Source organism: Maribacter sp. UBA3344 (genome assembly GCF_002362375.1).
In the GTDB taxonomy this organism is placed as follows: Bacteria; Bacteroidota; Bacteroidia; order Flavobacteriales; family Flavobacteriaceae; genus Maribacter; species Maribacter dokdonensis.
Map to the genome: position 1 here is coordinate 13,527 of NZ_DERI01000015.1, position 22,009 is coordinate 35,535.

Below are 22,009 nucleotides of genomic sequence, written 5' to 3' on the forward strand. Positions count from 1 at the left end.
TACAACGATCATGAAACTACTTTATACCTTTTTACTGTGCACAATCTGCTTTGCAGGTTTTTCCCAAGATACTGACAGTCCGTATTTATTGGTCTCTACCAAGAACACCATTATACCTTTAAAATCTTCCATAACAGAAGCAAACATAGCCGGTACCATTGCCCATGTTCGGGTTACACAAGTGTATCAAAACAAAGGAGCCGAACCTATAGAAGCCAAGTATGTGTTTCCGCTATCTACACAGGCAGCGGTTCATAAAATGCATATGATTGTTGATGACCGACTTGTAGTTGCCAAAATTTTTGAAAAGCAAGAAGCTAAAAAAGTATACGATACCGCCATTGAAGAAGGTAAGCGTGCTGCAAAGTTAGAGCAACATAGACCCAATGTATTTCAAATGAATGTGGGCAATATTATGCCTGGCGATGAAATAACCATTGACATTTACTACACCGAAATGTTGGAGCCTGTAAATGGCGAATATCAGTTTGTAGCACCTGCCGTAGTGGGTCCACGATTTACTGGGGAAAGTACTGAAACAGAAAGTGGTTTTGCAATGCCATACACGGTAAAAGGTATTGCAGATAGTTTTGATTTCGATATTTCGGTCAGGCTAAACGCAGGTATGATCATTCAATATGTTAATAGTGCATCACACGAAATTACAGTGGATTATCCTGATGCGAAAACAGCCGAGATTGTATTATCAGAAGAAAATAAAAATCCATCGAACAGAGATTTTATCTTGAAATACAATTTAAGGGGCAATCAAATACAAACCGGATTATTGTTATACGAAGGCGAAGAAGAAAACTTTTTTTCTTTTCAAATGGAACCTAATAAGAATGTGGTGTTAGACGATATTCCGTCACGTGAATATTTGTTTATCGTTGATGTATCGGGTTCTATGAACGGGTATCCTTTAGAAGTATCGCGAACCTTAATGCGCAACCTTTTATGTGGTTTACGAATAACGGATACGTTCAATGTACAACTGTTTGCATCAAGTTCTACTATGTTTAGCGCAGTGCCTGTAGAAATCAACGAGCAGAATATAGAGGCGGCAATCCGGTTTTTATCGGAAGGTCAAGGCGGTGGAGGCACACAATTGTTAAGTGCGCTGCAAACAGCATATAAACTGCCTAGAAAAGATATGAGCGTAGCAAGATCTATGGTGGTCATTACCGATGGCTATGTAAGCGTTGAAAAAGAAGCCTTTGAACTTATACGTAACAATCTAGACCAAGCCAGTGTCTTCACTTTTGGTATCGGTTCTAGTGTCAATAGGTATTTAGTTGAAGGTATGGCAAAGGTTTCTAACAGCGAATCGTTCATTGCCACAACGTCTGAAGAAGCTGCAGAAGTGGCTAAAGACTTTGCAAATTATATAGCAACTCCATTATTGACACGAGTAAAGATTGAATCCAAAGGGTTTAATATGTATAACCTTGCCCAAAAGAGCATACCAGATGTATTTGCAGCAAGACCGGTTGTGGTTCACGGCAAATATAAGGGTAAGGCAGAAGGGAAAATTATCGTCACTGGATATCAAGGTAAAAAACGTTTTAGACAAGTGTTTAACGTAACTGACGGACAATTAAGCAAGCAGAACAAAGCCTTGGGTTATTTGTGGGCTAGAAAGCGAATAGGGGAATTGGATGATTACAAGAGGCTATTTAGTGAAGATGTGAAAGCTGAGGTGGTGGCACTAGGACTCAAATATAATTTGCTGACGAATTACACCTCCTTTGTAGCGGTTGATGAAGCCATAGTCAATAAAGATGGTACGTTGACGAAAGTAAAACAGCCGTTGCCAATGCCAGATAACGTAAACAATTCTGCCGTAGGAGCAGAAGCAGAGGTCAAAGAAACCAGCAAATTCAAACGTTCGTTCAACATCATTTTTGAAGACGAGATAGCAAAGAATGTAAAAAGACAGTTAACGATGGAATTTAAAGTGATGTATGCTAAATTAGTTTCGGAATACTTGAAAAAGTATGAAAGTCTGCGTATAAAATTCAATGCTGAAGGCAAGGTTATACGTGTAGAAAAATTTGAGAATGGCAGCTGGACAGTTGATGAAAGTATGTTGTTGGATTTTGAAAAAATAAGTTTAAAATCCGTTAATAAAGAAATCACATTAACATTGAAAAAATAGGTAGTTAGTTTTGGTTAGTTGGTTCTCCAAAAGGAGAAGAAAACCTGTAAGATGTGTGTCATTTTGCAGGTTTTTCTTTTGCGATTAATTGAAGAATAAACATGTTAAAACTTGAATAAATACGGGCTATTCAACGAATTATAGATGAATAGCTACGAATACTAGAACACCCTTATAAAAGCCTTGTCTCCGTAGTAATTTAGTAGTGTAGAAAGAAAACAACTAAAATAATTATCATGAGAAAATTCATCTTTTTTGCGTTCGTAATTTGTGTTTGTGCCACTAATGCACAAGAGTTTAAACTAACCAATACCTATGATGTTACTAACCAAAGAACCGTTGGGCAAGAGGAAGAAGACACCTGGGCGGTAGATGTCATTGAAACCAAAAATCCAGAGAAGACTATTGCCACCTTGAATATTACAGATTTTGGTTTGTTAGATGAAATAAGAATCTCGGTTTTACAAGAACCGGCATTAGAAGGAATCACAGAAATTTTGAAAATAACCCTTGAGTATAATGCATGTTGCTCAAGTACAAAAGAGTTCTATTATTTGGTTGGTGAAGATGGGGTCATTGCCCTGCCAAGTATAAAAAATGAGTATGCCTACGAACCTATTTCAGACATACATTACATATTTCCTAACCAGTCTTTTGGCAAGGAAGGAACTATTCTAAGAGCCGCATTACAATACACGGAAAAATATACGATCAAAGACATAAAAGTGCTAAGAAGCATTGCTTGGAACGATGATGACTTTGATACAGAAGATGCTATAACAGCAATTAATTAGTAATAACCCTTAAAATTTAAAAACATGAAAAATGTAAAGAAAAGTGTCCTGTTCATTTGCTTATTTGTAGTTGCAAATTTATTTGCACAAAGTGTAGAACAAGTAGAGTTTGAAGTTATGGACAAAGAAATTCCAGCCGAAGAATTAACCTATGAGTATTTATTGGCACACAAGGTATTTCTACGAGAAAAGCCATCGGTGCGTAGTAAAAAAGTAACCTTGCTTAATATTGGTACTAAAATGGTGTTGTGGGAAAAGAGTCTGTACGCCAAGGAAATAGACGGTATCAAAAGCCATTGGTACAGAGTAACCACAGGTGACCAGACCGGATGGGTTTGGGGCGGAATGATTGCTCAGAAGTCTTTTGGAAGTATTGCGGATAACCAGGTGAAGTTTGTGTATGGTTATGAAAGCAGTACAACAAACGAAGCAGGTATAACCGAGGTAAAGTACCAATTACGTGCCTTTAAAAACGGTCAGCAATTAGATAAAATGGTGTTAGATAGTTTGTCTGCTATACCGGCTCATATTGAAAACCATGGTAGTCTTGGTTTGTTCAATGTAGAAGATGTGATTACAGTAGATTTAGCCGATGCGGATACCGGTTACCAAGTAGGGAAGAGCTATGTGTTTTGGAACAATGGCAGATTTAAGAAAGTAGCAAGTTTAATTGACTATGCAGATAGCAATTATTTAAAGACGGAATCTTTTGTTTTTCCTTCGGATATGCAAGGAGTTAAGAGTACCATTTTGTTGAAAACAACGATTACAAAGAACATAAAATCCTTGGATGATGCTTTGGCTCAAAATAATGTAGAATTTATTACCACGCCGTATATATGGAACGGATCTAAGCTGATAAAAAAGCAAGAAAACCGTGAAATAGAAGACAATGCCGTAGTAAGTATAGACTTTTAAAATAAAGCAATGATGAACAAGTGTTTTATTATCGTATTGGTGAGTGTGCTAATGCTTGGTGGCAAGAAGCCGTTTTCGCAGCAGTTGGAAACGGCACTTGCTTTATCAAACATAAGCATTCAGGAATCTATCGTATTTATAGCTGGTTTTGATGAGAGTGACAATACCTATTACAGCAATGCAAAACAGTATTTTCAAAAACAGGGAATGCCTATTGTAGAGGGTTTGCATACCATCAATGAGATAATCGCTTACATCAACAAAGCAGGGGAAAACCAAGTTATCTTTAAAGAAATTCACGTAGTAAGCCATAGCAATGCCTGGTTAGGAATGTCTATGAGAATTAAGGAAAATGGCGAACGTATTACTTTAAAGAGTTTAGAACATGCAGTTAAGGAATATAACATAGAAACCATTTGCAAAGAATATACAGGCAATACCAAGATTATTTTTCATTCATGTGGATTGGGAGAAAACAAAGCATTATTAACAGAATTGAAGCATGTTTTTAAGGTAGGTCAAGTAAGTGCATCGCCCTATTTTAATGTGTTTGGCGGTAAATATGCAGAACATTACCTGGCAAAACCTTACTATGGGTATTACCCAACGGCAGAGTCTAAAGGACCAGCATTTCTATCCCAAGAATTTAGAGAAAACTACCCAGATGTACATATAGATTGGTTAACTGCTTTAACCACTAGACAGGAGTCTTCATTTGGTGAGGCTTATAGTTTTAAATTTAATATTCCGGTTGAATGGGAATTTACTTTTGACAACAGCAACGATATGCCTAAATTGGCAGATAAGGAAGCTATCATGGATTGGGTTTCAGAATCCCCAGAAATGGCGGAGGTATTGTTTGCCTTGCAAGTTCCGATAGAAAAATTCCGTTGGAGAAGTTCGGTAAATGGCAATACGCTAATTATAAAAGGAAAAACCACGGTGCTGTGCGTATTGGCACCTATTTTGCAGTCTAATGGTGCTAATGAGTACCAAAATGTGTCGGTAGAAGACCGTTCGCTTTATCAAATATTATAGTAGCATTGGCGTTAGTTTATTACGTAAAAGAAATCCGTTTTTTTTGAATCTGATAATTAAATACTTTTTGATTGTTTGCTGTTGTTTTGGAACAATACCATTATTTGCGCAAAACAGTCAGCTACGGTCATATACCATTGCAGATGGTTTACCGCAATCACAGGTATATGATATTGTACAAGATGATATGGGCTACTTGTGGCTAGGGACTCAAGGTGGCGGACTGGCAAATTTTGACGGAGAAATTTTTGAAGTATGGAATGAAAGTGATGGCTTGCTTTCTAATTATATAGATGCACTTTACACCGTTAACGACTCCTTGTTTATTGGAACAAAAAAGGGACTTTCCATAAAAGTAAAAAACAACTTTGTTAATCTAGAGGCTCCGCAAATACTTAAATTTTTTCCAGTTGATGGTCAGTTATTTTTAGCGACCAAAAATGGACTCTATACCTACAGCAAAAATAAGCTGGTGAGCAAGGTTAATTTCAATTCAGAAATTGACAATAGTGAAATCAATTCGGTTTTTTTTGATGGAAATTATTACTGGCTAGCGACCAACAAAGCTTTGTGGAAATTAAAAGAATTAGGTGATAATACTACCGAAATTATAAAAGTTGAGAAGAATAATTTCAAGTCGGTTATAGCTCATGACAATCATATTATTGCAGCAACTTTTGATGATGGTGTCTTTATAATCGATAAGGCTACAACCGATAATCGTTTTTTAATGCCGGAGCCCTCACGTATAAATTCCATGTCAATTCAAAATGAAGATGAGTTGTGGATAACTACAGATAATGAGGGAGTTACCATTGTAGAGACCACAACATTTTCAGAAATAAAAAGATTGAATACTGCCAGTGGTTTGGCAACACCGCACATAAGAAAGGTCATAAATGATGAAAACGGCAATATTTGGATTGCTACATCAGGTGGCGGATTCTACAAGTATTTTCAGAACAATTTTAAACATTATGATCAAGGAACAGGCTTAAAGGGTAATCGCATTTATGCGGTACATAACGCTCCGGACGGATTATGGTTTTCCACTTCGGAAAAAGGCTTGGCAAAAATTGATTCCGAGGGCATTCACCCATTACCAAACGAGAGTACCTTTTTCGATGTAAAAATCAAGACCATTACTAGTGATGCCAAGGGAAATATTTGGGCAGGGTCGGATAATAGAGGCTTGCTTTTTAGAGAGACCAAGATGGTCGACAGCTTGGTGTTTTCATCGAGCGAAAATTACCTTATACAGATTGATACGGTTTCGGTAGAGCGCACGGCAAATCATGTCATTGATGAAAGCAAAGGATTTCCTTCCGATTGGGTTAGAACAGTAATTGCAGACGATGATTACATATGGGCGGCAACCTATGCCCATGGTATAGTGAAATTCAACTATTATTCCGATAAAGACAGTCTGGTCATTGGCAAAACCTTTTCTAGTAGAGATGGTATTACAGATATGCTCATTAAAAGCATGGTAAAAGCTGCCGATGGTAAACTTTGGTACGCAACCCAAAAGGGTCATTTGGGGTATATAGAAAATAATAAAGTGACAACTGTAGAAACAGGCTTGGAAGAACAAACTGCAATCGGTTCTATTTTGTTTCGTGATGATACTATATTCTTGGGAACTTCAGGTAAGGGAATTTGGTATGCTAACAGTACGAATCCGGTAAATTTTCAGCAGCTAAAGGGTAGTAAACGCTTATCGTCTAATAATATATATCAGCTTATTTTTGATGACCAAGGCAACCTGTGGGCAGGTTCTGAACGCGGTGTAGATAAAATAGAACTTAGTGCAACGAACGAAATTGTAGATATCTATCATTTTGGTAGAAACGACGGATTCTTAGGTATAGAAACCTGCTTAAATGCGGTCGATAAAGATGAGGATGGCAATTTGTGGTTTGGTGCTATTTATGGGTTAACCAAGCATATCCCTAGTGAAAGTAAAAAAACGGCGGCTGCACCAAAAGTATATTTTACGGGAGTAGAAGAGCGGTATAAAAGCATTGATTCCTTGATTTTAAAAGATTGGACGAATACGACCAAGGTATTACAGTTAACTCCCGATCAAACACAGTTAGGTTTTTCCTTTAGAACAGTAGATGTTGACCACCCAAACGAAGTAGCGTATAGAACTCGGTTAGATGATAATGAGTGGAGCCCTTGGGTAAAGGAGAATAAGCAAAATTTTGCAGGTTTGGCGTATGGCGCACATACCTTTTCGGTACAATCAAGAAATTATAGATGGCAAGAAAGTGAGCCTATAGTATTCCGTTTTTTCATTGATAGTCCGCTATATCAAAAAGACTGGTTTCAATGGTCGGTTTTGGCATTGGCGGTGTTGCTATTGCTAGGCTTTGGTTGGTGGTATATACGTAAGATAAAGGCAAAAAATAGAGCGGAACAAGAACGCTTGAAAACACAAAACTATTTGTTGACCTTAGAGCAAAAAGCGCTGCAGTTACAAATGAATCCGCATTTCATTTTTAATGTTTTAAATGGTGTAAAGGCAATGGCAGGCACCAAACCAGATAAGATGGATGCTACCATAAATAGTTTTGCCATACTGTTACGGGAAACACTACAAAATTCAAGAAAAGAGCATATCGGTCTAGACCAAGAAATAAAAGCATTAAAACACTACATAGAGGTAGAACAGTTAATGGCGCAAAAGCCTTTTGAATACTCGATAAAAGTTAAAACCACTCCCGATGCCGAAGAAATATTGATACCGCCCATGCTTATTCAGCCATTTGTGGAGAATGCTATACGTCACGGAATATTAAAAGGAGAAAAGGAAGGGAAATTGGAAATAGGCTTCACGACTTCAAAAACTCATTTACATTGTAGTATTATTGATAACGGATTGGGTATTTTTAAATCGCAGAACGAAAAGGTAAAAACGGACCATCAATCAATGGCATTGACCGTTACCAAAGAAAGATTGGAATCCATTGCGGGTAAAAATACCTTGCATATCACTGAAATTAAAAATGAGGATGGTAGCGTTGAAGGTACCAAGATTGCCTTTAAAATACCGTTACTAACAGATTATTAAATTCCTATGCATACAGCGATTATAGTAGAAGATATGATTGACGCCTTAACCCTTTTAAAAAGGGATATTGAGACGCAGCACCCAGAAATTGAAATTATCGCCACGGCGCAGAGTGTAGTGGAAGCCGCAAAAGTACTGCGTAAAAATCAGCCCGACATACTGTTTTTAGATATCATGTTAGGTGACGGTACAGGCTTTGATATTTTAGAGATTTTTCCAGATTTAAAATCGAAAATCATATTTGTAACCGCAAGTGATGAGTTTGCTATACGTGCCTTTAAATTTGCTGCAATCGACTATGTGTTAAAACCCTATTCCAACGAAGATTTAAGTTTAGCGATATCTAGAGCAAAAGAGCAGTTACAGCCTAATAACGAGCGTTTGCAGATTTTAAAGGAAACTATTGAGGCTCCGGAGAAAAAGCCGAATAAGATATCGTTACATACACTAGATCAAATTATCATTGTCAGTCTAGACGATATTATCAGATGTGAATCCGACAGTAATAACACCATTTTCCACCTTCAAGATAAACGAAAGATATTTGTAACAAAGACCCTAAAATACTTTGCCGATTTATTAAGTAGTCACGATTTTGTTCGTGTACACCAAAGTCACTTGGTCAATCTACAATGCATCAGCGCCTATATCAAAACAGATGGCGGTTATTTAATGTTGAAGAATGGAGAGAACGTACCTGTATCTGTCCGTAAGAAAACTGAGATTATTGAGATTTTGGATAAGATGCATCGGTAAGGGGAAGATTAATTAGAAAATTATAAAATTTAGTCTCTATATTGTAATGGTTGTAATTATTTAAAATCAATACCACTATATTTGAATTATGGAAGTAGATATAAAAAATCTAGGAGCAATTAAGAGTGCTCATTTTGATTTAAGTAAAAGACTTACCGTTTTTTGTGGTCCTAATAATTCAGGAAAAACTTATGCGGCTTATATGGCATATGCTTTGACAAAATCTGGAATGAAATATTTTAAAAGTGAAGAAAGTATTTTTGTTCAAGACTTAATTAAGAACCAAAAAGCTAATTTTGAATTAATAACCGATTCAATCTGGAATTATAGAAGAGATGAAATTAAAAGCTTGAATAAATCTCTTGGTAGTATTTATGGAGTTTCAGAAGATATAGCTAATAATTTATTTAAAGACTTTTCGATTTCAATAGCTGAAACGAAAAAAGAATTTGATGCCAATATTCTTAGAATGAATTTTAGCAATGAGCTTAAGATAAACGATGTTACCATTGAAATATTAAAAAAAGTTGACAGCAGAGAAATTAATTTGAAATTAAAAGATACAGTAATTTCTAAAAGTAGTATTGAAATTCTTGAATTATTTTTAACCTCAAAACTTTTTTCGCTTATAGCATTCTACCCTTTTACATCAAGTTATATTTTACCAGTTGAAAGAAATTCTATTTATACTTTTAGTAAAGAATTATCAATTCAAAAACAGGAGTTTCTAGAAAGAGCACAGGAATTAGGTTCAAAGAAAAATAATAGGGACCCTTTTCATTGGTATCTTAAAAAATCTACCAGATATCCTATGCCAATTAGGGATGGTTTAGAAGTTGCCGAAGACTTAAATAATTATTCTAAGACGAAATCAGAATTCTATTCTTTTGCAGAGGAAATAGAGAATGAATTATTAAATGGTAAAGTAATAGTAACTAAAGATGGAGATGTTCAATTTTCTTCCAATAAAGCAAAAAGAAAAAAAATTCCAATTCATTTAACTGCATCGATAGTTAAGACTTTGTCAAGTCTAATTTTTTATTTAAAACATATAGCGACAAAGAATGAATTAATAATTATTGATGAGCCGGAACTAAATTTACATCCAAATAATCAAGTATATTTAGCTCGAATCTTCGCACGGCTAATAAATCAAGGTTTTAGGTTAATTATTAGTACTCACAGTGATTATATAATTAGAGAATTAAATAATTTAATAATGGCTTCATCATTGAAAAGAACGGAGCCATTAAAGTTTAATTCTTTTACATATTCCAAAGAATATTTCTTAGATTTTAAAACAGTGGGTGCTTATCTTTTTAATTTTAAAAATCCCACTTCAAGAAATGTTACTATATCTCCTATTCCAATATCTAAATCAGGATTTGATGTTGAAACAATAGATGATACAATTGATGAGTTAAATGATATTTCAGAAGAATTATTTTATGCTCTTCAAAACCAAAAGACTTTAGAGAGTACTAAAGAATGAGTAACCTTGCTTTAATTGATAATGTTTTAAATTCAGATTTCAAGAGTAAATACAATACTCTTACAGAAGCTAGTGCACAAATGTCAATTGATTGTATAACTGAAAATTGTCAGTCATTTATTTACAATTTTGATATTCAATTGAATAAATCGTTTAATGGCGGTTTCTTTCCATTTTTCAGTAATAGCAAGGGAGTGAAAAAAAGATGTGATTATATTATTTTTTCAGAATTAAACAATCAGTTATTTGCTTTAATTATTGAATTAAAAGCTGGTCAACAAGGTGCTATGGCTCAATTAAATGCAGGAGAATGTTTTGTTGATTATGTTATCGATACAGTCAATCGTGTTAATAAAACATCACTGACAATTGAAAAACGGAAAATCAGTATCCGAGAATTTGAAAGAAAAAAGAAAACAAAATTAAAAGAAATTGAATACGATCAGAATAATCATCATTTTTTTGAACAGAATAAGTTCAGAATTGCTTCATACCTGAAATAATTAATATTTAATTATTTCAAATATTAAGAAGCATTATGAAATTAAATACTTTAAAAGTTTTTGATTTAACTCATCTACTTATTTACTCTTCCAAAAAAAACAAAAAATCACCACCCCATTTTTATAGAATTCTCAAAAGCGGCAGTAAAAGTTATATTTTATGTTAAGGTTAACATAATTGTATCTAAAGCCTAACTATTTTTAGGGAGCACGAATAATTCAGTTAAAGATATTTCTAGCTCAATCGCGAGAAGAACTCAATAAGGTAGTTCAATTTTCATATGATAAGTTAGAAATAGTTGTTTTCTCAAAGAACAACGCTAACAACATTGAAACACTATAAAACTAACACATGAAAAGAAGAGATTTTGTACAGTACGCCGGGTTGGGTGCCGGAGCATTGATGATGCCATCATTATTGCTAGGTAACGACATCCCTACAGAGGCGTTACTGGAACCAGGTATGGATGCCTTGGTGAAAAAACGAATGGCAGATGTTGCCTTAAATACTGCCAAATCATTAGGCGCTACCTATGCAGATGCCCGTATTGGCAGGTATTTAAATCAGTATGTATTCACTAGGGAAGACAAAGTTCAAAACGTGGTCAATACAGAATCCTTTGGTATAGGTATACGTGTAATCGCTAACGGTACATGGGGTTTTGCCTCTACCAATAGTGTTACCGAAGATGGTATTAAAAAAGCGACGGAGCAGGCAGTTGCCATTGCAAAAGCTAACTCTAAAATTCAAAAAGAACCTGTGAAATTGGCTCCTGTTAACGCATACGGAGAGGTGTCTTGGAAAACACCAATCAAAAAAGATTTCAAGGAAGTTCCGGTTTCGGAAAAGGTAGACCTTTTATTAAGCGCCAACGCTGCTGCTTTGGATAACGGAGCAAACTTTGTGAACTCCGCCTTATTTATGGTCAACGAGCAAAAGTACTTTGCTTCAACAGACGGCTCTTATATTGATCAGGATATTCACCGCTTGTGGCCAACACTGCGAGTAACTGCTGTAGACAAGGCTGCCGGTACTTTTAAGACTAGAGAGAATATGAGTGCTCCCGTAGGTATGGGCTATGAATATTTAGACGGATTGGAATCTGAGAAAATTGATGGTCCTGCTGGATTGCGTTTATATAGAAACAGCTATGACATGGTAGAAGATGCCACTATCGCAGCAAAACAGGCAAGAGAAAAATTAACGGCTAAATCTGTTGATGCCGGTAAGTATGATTTGGTCTTAGAGCCTAATCACCTAGGTTTAACTATTCATGAGTCTGTGGGTCACCCATTGGAATTGGATCGTGTATTGGGTTATGAAGCCAACTATGCAGGTACAAGTTTTGCTTCATTGGATAAATTAAAATCGGGCAACTTTAAATATGGTAGCGACATTGTAAATCTTGTTGCGGATAAGACCCAAGTAGGTTCTTTAGGCGCTGTAGGTTATGATGATGAAGGTGTGAAAGCTAAAAAGTGGGATTTGGTACGAAACGGCGTATTAACAAATTTCCAAGCCATACGTGACCAAGCACATATGATCGGGGAAGAGGAATCTCACGGTTGTTGCTATGCACAAAGTTGGGACGATGTTCAGTTTCAGCGTATGCCAAACGTATCATTAGAGCCCGGTAAAGAAAAGTACTCTATTGCCGAAATGATAAAGGATGTAGAAAAAGGTATTTATATTGCTGGTAGAGGTTCTTACTCTATAGATCAGCAACGTTATAATTTCCAGTTTGGAGGTACTGTTTTTTACGAGATTAAAAATGGTGAAATTGTAGGTATGTTAGAAGATGTAGCCTACCAAAGCAACACCCAAGAATTTTGGAATTCATGTGTTAAGATTTGCGATAAGGATGATTACCGTTTGTTCGGTACATTCTTCGATGGTAAAGGGCAGCCTTCTCAGGTGAGCGCTGTATCTCATGGTAGTTCTACTGCCAGGTTCAATGATGTAAACGTAATTAACACAGGTAGAAACATTTAATTGTTTCACTCTAAAAAGAACAACAATGGCAATTTATACGAAAGAAGAAGCAAGAAAAATATTGGAGAAGGCATTGAGCTTTTCCAAAGCCGATACCTGCGAAATTAATTTAAGCGGGTATAATAGTGGTAATATAAGATATGCAAGAAATACGGTATCTACATCGGGGTACAGTTCTAACCAAAGCTTGGCGGTACAGTCTAGCTTCGGTAAAAAATCAGGTACGGCAACTATTGATGAGTTCGATGATGCATCATTGGAAAAAGTAGTGAGAAGGGCAGAGGAGTTGGCACAACTTTCTCCTGAGAATCCGGAGTTTATGGAACCTTTAGGTCCGCAAGAGTATGATGAATCGATAACATATAGCGAGTCAACAGCAAACATAACGCCGGAGTATAGAGCAGAAGTAGCCAGTAGCAGTATTGTACCTGCAGCTGCAAAAGATGTTACCGCAGCAGGATTTTTAAATGATTCGGCAGGTTTTAGCGCTATGATCAATTCAAAGGGGCTGTTCGCTTACAATCAATCTACCGATGTCGATTTCACAGTAACCATGCGTACCAATGATGGTACCGGTTCTGGTTGGGTTAAAAGAGATTTTAACGATGTAGATAAGTTCGATGCTGAAGAAGCTGCAAACACTGCAATTGATAAAGCAGTACTTTCAAGAGAGGCAAAAGCAATTGAGCCAGGGAAATATACGGTGATATTAGAGCCAGCTGCCTCGGCAGATTTGTTACGCAACATGTTCCGCTCTTTAAACGCGCGTTCTGCAGATGAAGGCAGAAGTTTTATGTCCGCTCCTGAAGGTAAAAATAAGATAGGGGAGAAAATAGTGGATGAGCGCGTTAATATTTATTCAGACCCATTGCACCCAGAAGTACCTACAGCTACTTGGAACGGAGAGGGGCAACCTATAAAAAAGACGAGTTGGATTGAAAACGGAGTGGTGAAGAACTTGGCGTATGACCGTTTTTGGGCAAAGGAAAAAGGTGTGGAGCCAGTTCCTTTTCCGTCGAACGCAATTATGGCTGGTGGCGATGCAAGCTTGGAAGAATTAATCAAGAGTACAAAAAAAGGAATTTTGGTAACACGTTTATGGTACATCCGTAGTGTAGATCCACAGACCTTGTTATATACGGGACTTACCAGAGACGGAACGTTCTACATAGAAAACGGTGAAATTAAATACCCTGTAAAAAACTTCAGGTTTAATGAGAGTCCGATCATCATGCTGAACAATCTAGAAACGCTTGGAAAACAAGTACGTATCAACGGTAATTTAATACCTTATATGAAGGTGCGCGACTTTACGTTTACCAGTCTTTCAGATGCGGTGTAAGGCATCATAAAGCACTATAAACTGGTTGATTGTGACACTTCACATCAGCCAGTTTTCTTTTTTCTATCGGAATAAAAACACTAATTACTTGCCCTTGAGCAACGAATTTTTCTTTACGAGATTACAGTATGAATCCGGAGATTGGGATGTGGATCAGCGCATGCCATCCAACCTGCTGAATTCATTGGTAGAGTACACCACTTTGAAAGTAGATACGCAAGAGAAGATAATCACCTTGGCAAGCGATGATATTTTTAAGAGTCCGTTTTGTTATATCTCAGGTCATAAGTTGGTAGAGTTTACTAAGAAGGAAAAAGAGAATTTTGAGAAGTATGTTCGCAACGGAGGCTTTGTTTTTGCCGATGATTGCAATCACGATATTGACGGCTTGTTCGCAAAATCCTTCGAGCGGCAAATGGAAGAAATTTTTGGTCCGTCCGAATTAAAAAAAATACCCAACGACCATGAAATCTATACCATATTCTTTGATTTTGAAGACGGTCCGCCCACCACATCACAAGAGCTGAACGGCTGGGGCGATGATTTGGTGCACGATTATTTAAAGGCAATAGTCATCAATGGTAGAATAGGAGTACTGTACAGTAATAAGGATTACGGTTGCGAGTGGGATTATGATTTTAGAAACAAACGTTGGTACAAAATAGACAATACACGGTTTGGGGTCAACATTGTCATGTATGCCCTAACCTCATAAACATATTTTTGAATGGATAAAGAATTACAACGCATTGCAGATGAGGTAGAAATGCTTTCCGGTAAATTAAGTGCCTTAAAGCAAGAAATCGGGAAAGTGATTATTGGGCAGGAAGAAACCGTATCGCAATTACTGATTACGTTTTTAGCCGGTGGTCATGCATTGTTAGAAGGGGTTCCCGGTTTGGCAAAAACACTAATGATCAGGACTTTGGCAAATGCCATCGATTTAAAGTTTAAAAGAATACAGTTTACGCCTGATCTAATGCCTTCGGATATTATTGGGACAGAGATTTTAGAAGAAGACCATACTACGGGCAAAAAGTTCTTTAAGTTCAATAAGGGTCCTATTTTCTCTAATATTATCCTGGCGGATGAAATTAACCGTACGCCACCAAAAACACAGGCAGCCTTGTTGGAAGCTATGCAGGAGTTTGAGGTAACTTACGGCGATAAAACCTATCCGTTAGATAAGCCATTCTTTATTTTGGCTACACAAAACCCCATTGAGCAGTCTGGTACATTTGTTTTACCAGAAGCACAGCAAGACAGGTTCTTGTTGTACATCAAAATAGGATATCCAACACAGCAAGATGAAGAAGCTATTTTAAAAGCGACAACGGGTACCTTTAAAAAGAAATTGAACCGAGTTATTTCGGGCGATGATATCGTGCGTTTGCAACAGTTGGTAAGAGAGGTATCCATCAGTGATGCGCTCATCAGTTTTGTGAGTGATATCATCAGGGCAACCCGCCCAGAAACCACGACCGATGCGTATGTGAAAGACTGGGTAGATTGGGGCGCAGGTCCGCGTGCAGGTCAAGCTATGATTTTAACGGCAAAGGCTAATGCCTTGTTAGAAGGTAGGTTAGCGGTAACATTAGATGATATTAAAGCAGTGGCATTGCCCGTACTTCGTCATAGGGTATTGGTGAATTTTAGGGCAGAAGCAGAAGGCATTACGTCTGATAATGTGGCAACCCATTTACTGAGTGCCATTCAACTAAGAGGTAAATAATAACTCTCGATTATCGAGTTTATGGCAAAACAGGACTATCAAGATTTATTAAAACCAGAGGTCATCAATACAGTTGAGGGACTTTCCTTAATATCGCGCATTGTGGTAGAGGGCTTTACGGCGGGTTTAAATAGAAGTGCCAGCGTGGGTCCTGGAATGGAATTTAGTCAGTACAGAGGTTACGAACCCGGTGACGATTTACGACTGTTGGATTGGAAAATGTTGGCACGTTCCGGTAGGTATTACATTAAACAGTCGGAAATTGAAAGTCAGGTGACCATTAAGTTCATCGTAGACGCCAGTGCATCTATGTTGCATAAAGAAGTGGAACTTTCAAAAGTAGATTTTGTAAGGGTGCTGGTAGCAACTTTGGCATATATGGCACACAAACAAGGTGATGCGGTGGGCTTATTCGCCTTAAATGAAAAAGATGCCGTTAGCATATATCCTAAAGCGGATAAAAAGCATTACAACAGGTTGCTGTTAGAATTGATTAAACTCTCAAACACTGGCAAGTGGCCGGCAGCCCATATTTCAAACAAACGCATACCGAACAGAGGAGGGAAGGAGCTGATTTTCTTCTTGACGGATATGTATGAAACTGGTGAAGAGATTTCAAAATTTATAAAGGGATTAAAATCCACCAAGAACGAAGTGGTGGTTTTGCAAATTATGGGTGCTGCCGAAATGGATTTCAATTACGGTGCTAATATCACTTTTGAAGATTGGGAAACAGGGGCAAGAATAAAGGTAGATACGCAGCAGGCAAAAACTGAATACTTGAATGCTCTTGAAAACAGATTGAAAAATATTAAAGAAGAATTGCTGTCTAACGGAATAGACCATCATGTGTTCAGAATGGATGCACCTTTGGGCGAAGCACTTCAGTTATTTTTAAAACAACGAAAAAGAATCGGTTAGTATGTCATTTGCACATCCTTCATATCTATGGGCTTTATTGGGACTTCTAGTTCCCCTAGCTATCCATTTATGGAGTAAAAAGGAAGCAAAGACCATAAAAATTGGTAGTGTACAGTGGTTATCAGAATCGAAATCAAAACAATCTAGCAGTATTCAATTGAATGAATGGTGGTTATTGGTATTACGCATAGGCATCATTTCGCTGTTGGTATTGTTGATGACAAAACCACAATGGCATTCAAAAGTGAGTACTACATCCCTGACTTACATCATTGAACCAGAGCTGATGCAGCATACTGGTTTTATGTCTCGCTTCAATGAAATAAGCGATGATCAAGAAAATAGACTGTTAAGTAAAGGCTTACCGTTAATTGAAAATGAACAAGACATAACTACGCAGCATTTCCTACCTGATTATTGGGCTTTGGCAACTGAAATGGATGCCCTGCAGACCGATAGTATTGTTGTCTTTACCAAGGGTTTTGCAAAAGGATTAAAAGGAGCCAGACCGGAAACCAAGCATAAGATGCATTGGGTAGTCATTGATTCCGCATTAGCGAAGGAGGCACCAATACTAGCCTATAAAAAGAAGAACGGTTTACAATTGTTTACAGGCAAGAGTACGCCCGTTGCCACTAAAGTCAGCAAAAAAAATATCAAGTTAGGAGATGAATTTACACTTAACGATAATGGCGATAGCTTAGTAATTTCAGGAACGAATCCGTCTAAGAAAATTCCTGTGTATGTTCAGAACCCCATTAAAATAGCACTTTTTTATTCCGATAGTTTACAGAAGGACAAATCGTATATAGAGGCAGCGTTAAAGGCGCTTTCCATCTATTTGGATAGGGAGATTCAGGTAGAATCTAACTTAGATACGGAAGTAGAATCGAACAAAGAAGCAGATGCAGTCATCTGGCTGAGTGCAAAACCTGCCCCTAAAACGGCTAAAAAGTTACTAGCTTTTAAAGAGGATGCGCTATCGCAATCAATGATAATTGCCGGTGTAGCCGAGCATACGTTCTATTTGACCAAACGCATAAACTCAGAGAACGCGGTTACGGAACGGTTGACGGAGCAATTGTTGAAATTGCTGGAAATCAATGGTGAAGTTGAAAAATTAGTAGCTGAGGTAGATGATCGTTCGGTAACTGCGGCTGAATTGGAAACCACTTATACACCTAGTAAAAAGAAACAAAAACAATTGGCAAGTCAGAATGTGAATCCGTACTTATGGTTAATACTTTTAGTATTGTTATTGGTAGAACGCTTTGTAGCATATAAACGCAAACAGTGATGGAGCAGGGCAAGTTGCATTTAGTCAAATTTCAAAAGCGATGGCAGTTGTTGTCATACGCCGAGACAGTTCTGTATGCCTTGGGAATTGCCGTACTATGCTATTTTGTTACTGAAAACGTATGGTTTGGCTTGGCATTATTTATTATAAGCGTGCTATTTTTTGTTTTCATTAAAAAGCCTTGGAAGCATAATTTGAACGCTACCAGTTCATATATAGATGCCCACGTTTTAGAAGCATCTTTTAGTACGGGATTGTTATTACAACCAGAAGACAACTTATCCAATTTAGCGAGGTTGCAACGCTATAAGGTATCGGAAGAGCTCACCAAAAGATTGGGAGATATAAGTCCGCCAAACGCCCTAAAACAAGCTTTTTTAGTCATGCTAGGTTGTATATTGCTCGGCTTTGTATTGCACAAATCGGCTATATTTCGAGGGGTTGTAGACGAGCTGAACAATCCGAAAAATACCGAGCAAATTCAATTCGTGGGAACGGATAGTTTACAAGCTAAAAGCAGTATACCGGCAATTGAAAAGCAGGAAATACGGGTTAATTACCCATCGTACACAAGATTGGGAAGTAAGACTACAGCAGACCCAAATATAAAGGCTGTTGCCGGAGCTAAAATTCACTGGAAGTTACAATTTGATGCCGCAGTTGTAGCACCGGTATTAGATGTGATGGGCGAGTTAATACCCATGCAAAAATCAGAAACAGGTTATCAAGTACAATTGCCTTTAACAGCATCAGGTTTTTATAGTTTCAAATTCCAAAATGAAGAAGGAACAGAGTTTACATCCGATTTGTTTTCGTTGGAGGCAGTAGCGGATAATCCGCCCGAAATAGAGATTTTAGGATTGGAACAGTACACCTATTTTGATTTTTCCGATAAAAAATTGGTAGAACTGCAAAGTACCATTACAGATGATTTTGGAATTGATGAAAGCTACATTATTGCAACGGTAAGTAAGGGCACGGGAGAGTCTGTAAAGTTTAGGGAAGAAAAATTGAATTTTAAGGAAGCCATTTCAAAAGGGACCAAATCTTTACGAGCCACTAAAATACTAGATCTGAATGCTTTGAAAATGGAAGTCGGCGATGAGCTTTATTTTTATATAGAAGCCTTTGATGAAAAACAGCCGAAGCGTAATGTGGCACGTAGCGAAACGTATTTTGCAGTAATCAAAGATACCGTGGGAGAGCAATTTGGTGTAGAAGGAACTTTAGGTGTAGACCAAATGCCCGATTATTTTAGAAGTCAGCGACAATTGATTATTGACACCGAGAAATTAATAAAAGATAAACCCAGCATTTCAATTCAAGAATTTAAATCGAGAAGTAATGAATTGGGGTTTGACCAAAAAGCGTTGCGCCTTAAATACGGACAGTTTATGGGCGACGAATCTGAGATGGAAGAAGCACCTGCCGTGATCGAAAGTCATGAAGAAGGTGAAGACCATGATCATGCTGAAGATCAAGAAAATATACTAAAAGAATTTATGCATGACCACGATGGTGATAACGAGCATAACCTGGTAGAACAACATGGGCACGAACATGAAGAAACAAGCGAAGAAACAGAAGACCCTTTACATGATTACCTTCATAATCACGATGATCCAGAAGAATCTACCTTGTTTGAAGAATCGTTAAAAACCAAATTGAGAAAGGCATTAAGTATTATGTGGGATGCCGAATTGCATTTGCGATTGTATGAGCCAGAAAAGTCGTTGCCATTTCAATACGAGGCTTTAAAATATATTCAAGAAATTAAAAATAGTGCTCGTATTTATGTACATCGCATAGGATTTGACTCACCACCGATCAAAGAGGAAACTAGGCTTACCGGAAAAATAAAGGACATTAAAAATTATAGTAAAAACGAAACTACTAGTGCGGATCTGCCTTTTGAAGCTATTAAAAACGCAGTTAGCCGTTTGGAACAGTTGGTACAAGGCGAACAGGAGTTTAAAGAGGATGATACTATACTCTTTACCGCTGCAGGCAATGAGCTGGCACAATTGGCAATAGAAAACCCGGGTAAATATTTGCAGGTCTTGCAAGGCTTAAAAAGTATAGAGAACAACACAGGAAGAAACCTTGAAAATTACAGATTCGTTCAAAAAGAATTGTTATTGGCTTTGCCAAGTACGCCGCAGGTGCCCGGATCTGAAAAAGTGTACACAGACGAAATTAATTCACTATTTCTAAAACAATTGGAAGTGTATGATTGATGGAATTTCGTTTGTACAGAAAGAATTGCTACTACCTATTATTTCAAGTGGTGTATTGTTATTTGCTGCATTTATTTTTAAGGAATGGCAAACTCGAAACAAGGGCAGGTTTACTTTAAATGCTATAGTTGCATTTATAACATTGTTCGCCTTAATTTTAATTATTTTAGAACCTAGCAAAGAAGTAGAAGTACAGCACAAGCAAGGACTACTTTTAACCGAAGGCTACCGAGCGGAACAACAAGATAGTTTAGGGGCTATTTATGAGGGGATTCAGGTATTGGAATATAACCACAAGCAATCGGTTCGTAGGGCTTTAGATTCGCTCACAAGTCTGGTTGTTATTGGCGATGGGGTAGCACCCTACGATTTTTATAAGTTCGATAGTATTCCAACAAGTTATTTAGCTAACGAAATTACACCAGGTATTACCAAAGTAAAATTTAATGATCACCTTGTTTTAGGGGATGAGTTTAGGCTGAGCGGAACTTATGCTAAATCGAAGTCAGGTTCCATCTTGGTATTGCAAGATTCGCGAGGTAATTGTTTGGATTCTATACTTTTAAAAGACAAGAGTTCGCAAAATTTCTCCTTAAAAACAGTCCCAAAAGTTAGTGGTGATTTTATTTTTCAATTATCCCAGAAAGATAGTGTGGGTAAGGTGTTAGCATCGAATCCGCTACCAATTACAATTCGTGTAAAAGAACCTATTCGCGTATTGATAGTAAACACCTTTCCAACATTTGAAACAAAATACCTCAAGAATTTTTTAGCGGATCAGGGGTATGAAGTTACGATTCGTACTCAGTTGACAAAAGGCAAGTATAAGTTCGAGTATTTTAATACGAAAGCATCGCCAATTTATCAATTTACGGAGGAGAACTTAAGTAAGTTCAATGTGGTTATTACAGATACCGAAACCTATTTCAATTTCGGAAAAACGGTAAAAAATCGCTTTGAACATAGCATACGTGAAAATGGATTAGGCTTTTTTATTCAACCAACGGAACTACTGTTTAAACTTGGTAAAGCAATGCCTTATTTTAGTTTTAAAAGCGATGGCGTAAATGAGCTGCAATTGCCCAATAGTACCGTCAACATAGAAAAATACCCTTTTACATTTAATGAAACATTCGCCGTGAATGCTATAGATTCAAATGAACTTGGAAAATTATCGTATTACAAGCAATTGGGTTTGGGTAGAGTTGCAACCACAACATTGTTAAATAGTTATCAATTATTGTTGCAGGGAAAGGATCAAGTCTATAAGAGCATTTGGACTCAGATTTTAGATAAGATTGTTCAACGAAAAGAACAGGCGGTAGCATGGCAATCGCAAACGGAATTGCCAAAAGTGGGTGAACCTTTCTCTTTTGTATTACGTACCGGTTTGGAAGATTTTCAGGTAATAAATACTGAAGAAAAACGTATTCCATTGCTACAAGACGGAAATGTATCTTTTAAATATTCGGGTACTACATATCCGAAGAAAGCAGGGTGGAATACTTTGGAAGTAGAAGGTGACAGTACCACTCAATTTTCCTATTACGTTTATGATGCCGATGATTGGAAATCTTTAAGTGCCTCGAATACAAGAGCTGCTAATACTAAAAAGTTTGGTAAAGAAATAAAGGAAAATAGGACAGTTATGGTGAACCGTCCTATATCGCTACTATTACTTTATATATTGTTTCTATTGGGAATTGGATGGTTATGGTTGTCTCCAAAATTATCATCCCAAAGTTAAATCAG

Annotated in this window: 16 protein-coding genes; all 16 read left to right on the plus strand. The window is 37.2% G+C overall.

Annotated elements, in window-relative coordinates:
- The first annotated feature begins 10 nt into the window (after nucleotides 1-10).
- The 16 genes from B2Z27_RS10740 (at nucleotide 11) to B2Z27_RS10815 (ending at nucleotide 22,004) form a co-directional block, all read left to right on the plus strand.
- A complete protein-coding gene (locus B2Z27_RS10740) occupies nucleotides 11-2,158 on the plus strand; it encodes a VIT and vWA domain-containing protein (RefSeq protein ID WP_286813657.1) in 2,148 nt (715 codons plus the stop codon).
- Between the two features lie 236 nt (nucleotides 2,159-2,394).
- Nucleotides 2,395-2,952 carry a hypothetical protein gene (locus B2Z27_RS10745; protein WP_286813658.1) on the plus strand — a complete coding sequence of 186 codons (558 nt, stop codon included), beginning with the start codon at nucleotides 2,395-2,397 and terminating at the stop codon, nucleotides 2,950-2,952.
- A gap of 24 nt (nucleotides 2,953-2,976) precedes the next feature.
- Nucleotides 2,977-3,870: an SH3 domain-containing protein gene (locus tag B2Z27_RS10750; RefSeq protein ID WP_286813659.1), complete on the plus strand. Its 894-nt coding sequence runs from the start codon at nucleotides 2,977-2,979 to the stop codon at nucleotides 3,868-3,870.
- Between the two features lie 9 nt (nucleotides 3,871-3,879).
- Nucleotides 3,880-4,908 (plus strand): hypothetical protein, encoded by a 1,029-nt coding sequence (locus B2Z27_RS10755; protein ID WP_286813660.1) that lies wholly within the window; start codon nucleotides 3,880-3,882, stop codon nucleotides 4,906-4,908.
- A 43-nt stretch (nucleotides 4,909-4,951) separates the two neighbouring features.
- Complete coding sequence (locus B2Z27_RS10760) at nucleotides 4,952-7,984, plus strand: sensor histidine kinase (RefSeq protein ID WP_286813661.1); 3,033 nt, start codon at nucleotides 4,952-4,954, stop codon at nucleotides 7,982-7,984.
- Between the two features lie 6 nt (nucleotides 7,985-7,990).
- Entirely contained in the window at nucleotides 7,991-8,740 is a 750-nt protein-coding gene (locus B2Z27_RS10765) for a LytR/AlgR family response regulator transcription factor (protein WP_286813662.1), read from the plus strand.
- Nucleotides 8,741-8,828: 88 nt separating this feature from the next.
- Nucleotides 8,829-10,232, plus strand: coding sequence for an AAA family ATPase (locus B2Z27_RS10770; RefSeq protein WP_286813663.1), 1,404 nt, complete (start codon nucleotides 8,829-8,831; stop codon nucleotides 10,230-10,232).
- Entirely contained in the window at nucleotides 10,229-10,735 is a 507-nt protein-coding gene (locus B2Z27_RS10775) for a hypothetical protein (protein ID WP_286813664.1), read from the plus strand. Before B2Z27_RS10770 ends, B2Z27_RS10775 begins: the two co-directional genes overlap by 4 nt.
- Before the next feature lie 352 nt (nucleotides 10,736-11,087).
- The gene (locus B2Z27_RS10780) at nucleotides 11,088-12,728 is read left to right on the plus strand and encodes a TldD/PmbA family protein (protein ID WP_058105549.1); all 1,641 of its coding nucleotides are present in this window, start codon (nucleotides 11,088-11,090) and stop codon (nucleotides 12,726-12,728) included.
- 25 nt (nucleotides 12,729-12,753) lie between these two features.
- On the plus strand, nucleotides 12,754-14,070 hold the full coding sequence (locus tag B2Z27_RS10785) for a TldD/PmbA family protein (protein WP_286813665.1): 1,317 nt from the start codon (nucleotides 12,754-12,756) through the stop codon (nucleotides 14,068-14,070).
- A gap of 94 nt (nucleotides 14,071-14,164) precedes the next feature.
- Nucleotides 14,165-14,785 carry a DUF4159 domain-containing protein gene (locus B2Z27_RS10790; protein WP_089260575.1) on the plus strand — a complete coding sequence of 207 codons (621 nt, stop codon included), beginning with the start codon at nucleotides 14,165-14,167 and terminating at the stop codon, nucleotides 14,783-14,785.
- Nucleotides 14,786-14,797: 12 nt separating this feature from the next.
- On the plus strand, nucleotides 14,798-15,802 hold the full coding sequence (locus tag B2Z27_RS10795; protein WP_058105552.1) for an AAA family ATPase: 1,005 nt from the start codon (nucleotides 14,798-14,800) through the stop codon (nucleotides 15,800-15,802).
- A 21-nt stretch (nucleotides 15,803-15,823) separates the two neighbouring features.
- Nucleotides 15,824-16,723 (plus strand): DUF58 domain-containing protein, encoded by a 900-nt coding sequence (locus tag B2Z27_RS10800; RefSeq protein WP_286813666.1) that lies wholly within the window; start codon nucleotides 15,824-15,826, stop codon nucleotides 16,721-16,723.
- A gap of 1 nt (nucleotide 16,724) precedes the next feature.
- Complete coding sequence (locus tag B2Z27_RS10805) at nucleotides 16,725-18,020, plus strand: BatA domain-containing protein (RefSeq protein ID WP_286813667.1); 1,296 nt, start codon at nucleotides 16,725-16,727, stop codon at nucleotides 18,018-18,020.
- On the plus strand, nucleotides 18,020-20,257 hold the full coding sequence (locus B2Z27_RS10810; protein ID WP_286813668.1) for a tryptophan-rich sensory protein: 2,238 nt from the start codon (nucleotides 18,020-18,022) through the stop codon (nucleotides 20,255-20,257). The genes B2Z27_RS10805 and B2Z27_RS10810 overlap by 1 nt, the downstream gene beginning before the upstream one ends.
- Complete coding sequence (locus B2Z27_RS10815) at nucleotides 20,250-22,004, plus strand: hypothetical protein (protein ID WP_286813669.1); 1,755 nt, start codon at nucleotides 20,250-20,252, stop codon at nucleotides 22,002-22,004. The genes B2Z27_RS10810 and B2Z27_RS10815 overlap by 8 nt, the downstream gene beginning before the upstream one ends.
- Nucleotides 22,005-22,009 lie beyond the last annotated feature (5 nt).

Bases quoted from the DNA above. Each gene is read 5' to 3' on its own strand.
- B2Z27_RS10740 (WP_286813657.1), top strand. From the start codon at position 11: ATGAAACTACTTTATACCTTTTTACTGTGCACAATCTGCTTTGCAGGT.
- B2Z27_RS10745 (WP_286813658.1), top strand. From the start codon at position 2,395: ATGAGAAAATTCATCTTTTTTGCGTTCGTAATTTGTGTTTGTGCCACT.
- B2Z27_RS10750 (WP_286813659.1), top strand. From the start codon at position 2,977: ATGAAAAATGTAAAGAAAAGTGTCCTGTTCATTTGCTTATTTGTAGTT.
- B2Z27_RS10755 (WP_286813660.1), top strand. From the start codon at position 3,880: ATGATGAACAAGTGTTTTATTATCGTATTGGTGAGTGTGCTAATGCTT.
- B2Z27_RS10765 (WP_286813662.1), top strand. From the start codon at position 7,991: ATGCATACAGCGATTATAGTAGAAGATATGATTGACGCCTTAACCCTT.
- B2Z27_RS10770 (WP_286813663.1), top strand. From the start codon at position 8,829: ATGGAAGTAGATATAAAAAATCTAGGAGCAATTAAGAGTGCTCATTTT.
- B2Z27_RS10775 (WP_286813664.1), top strand. From the start codon at position 10,229: ATGAGTAACCTTGCTTTAATTGATAATGTTTTAAATTCAGATTTCAAG.
- B2Z27_RS10780 (WP_058105549.1), top strand. From the start codon at position 11,088: ATGAAAAGAAGAGATTTTGTACAGTACGCCGGGTTGGGTGCCGGAGCA.
- B2Z27_RS10785 (WP_286813665.1), top strand. From the start codon at position 12,754: ATGGCAATTTATACGAAAGAAGAAGCAAGAAAAATATTGGAGAAGGCA.
- B2Z27_RS10795 (WP_058105552.1), top strand. From the start codon at position 14,798: ATGGATAAAGAATTACAACGCATTGCAGATGAGGTAGAAATGCTTTCC.
- B2Z27_RS10800 (WP_286813666.1), top strand. From the start codon at position 15,824: ATGGCAAAACAGGACTATCAAGATTTATTAAAACCAGAGGTCATCAAT.
- B2Z27_RS10805 (WP_286813667.1), top strand. From the start codon at position 16,725: ATGTCATTTGCACATCCTTCATATCTATGGGCTTTATTGGGACTTCTA.
- B2Z27_RS10810 (WP_286813668.1), top strand. From the start codon at position 18,020: ATGGAGCAGGGCAAGTTGCATTTAGTCAAATTTCAAAAGCGATGGCAG.
- B2Z27_RS10815 (WP_286813669.1), top strand. From the start codon at position 20,250: ATGATTGATGGAATTTCGTTTGTACAGAAAGAATTGCTACTACCTATT.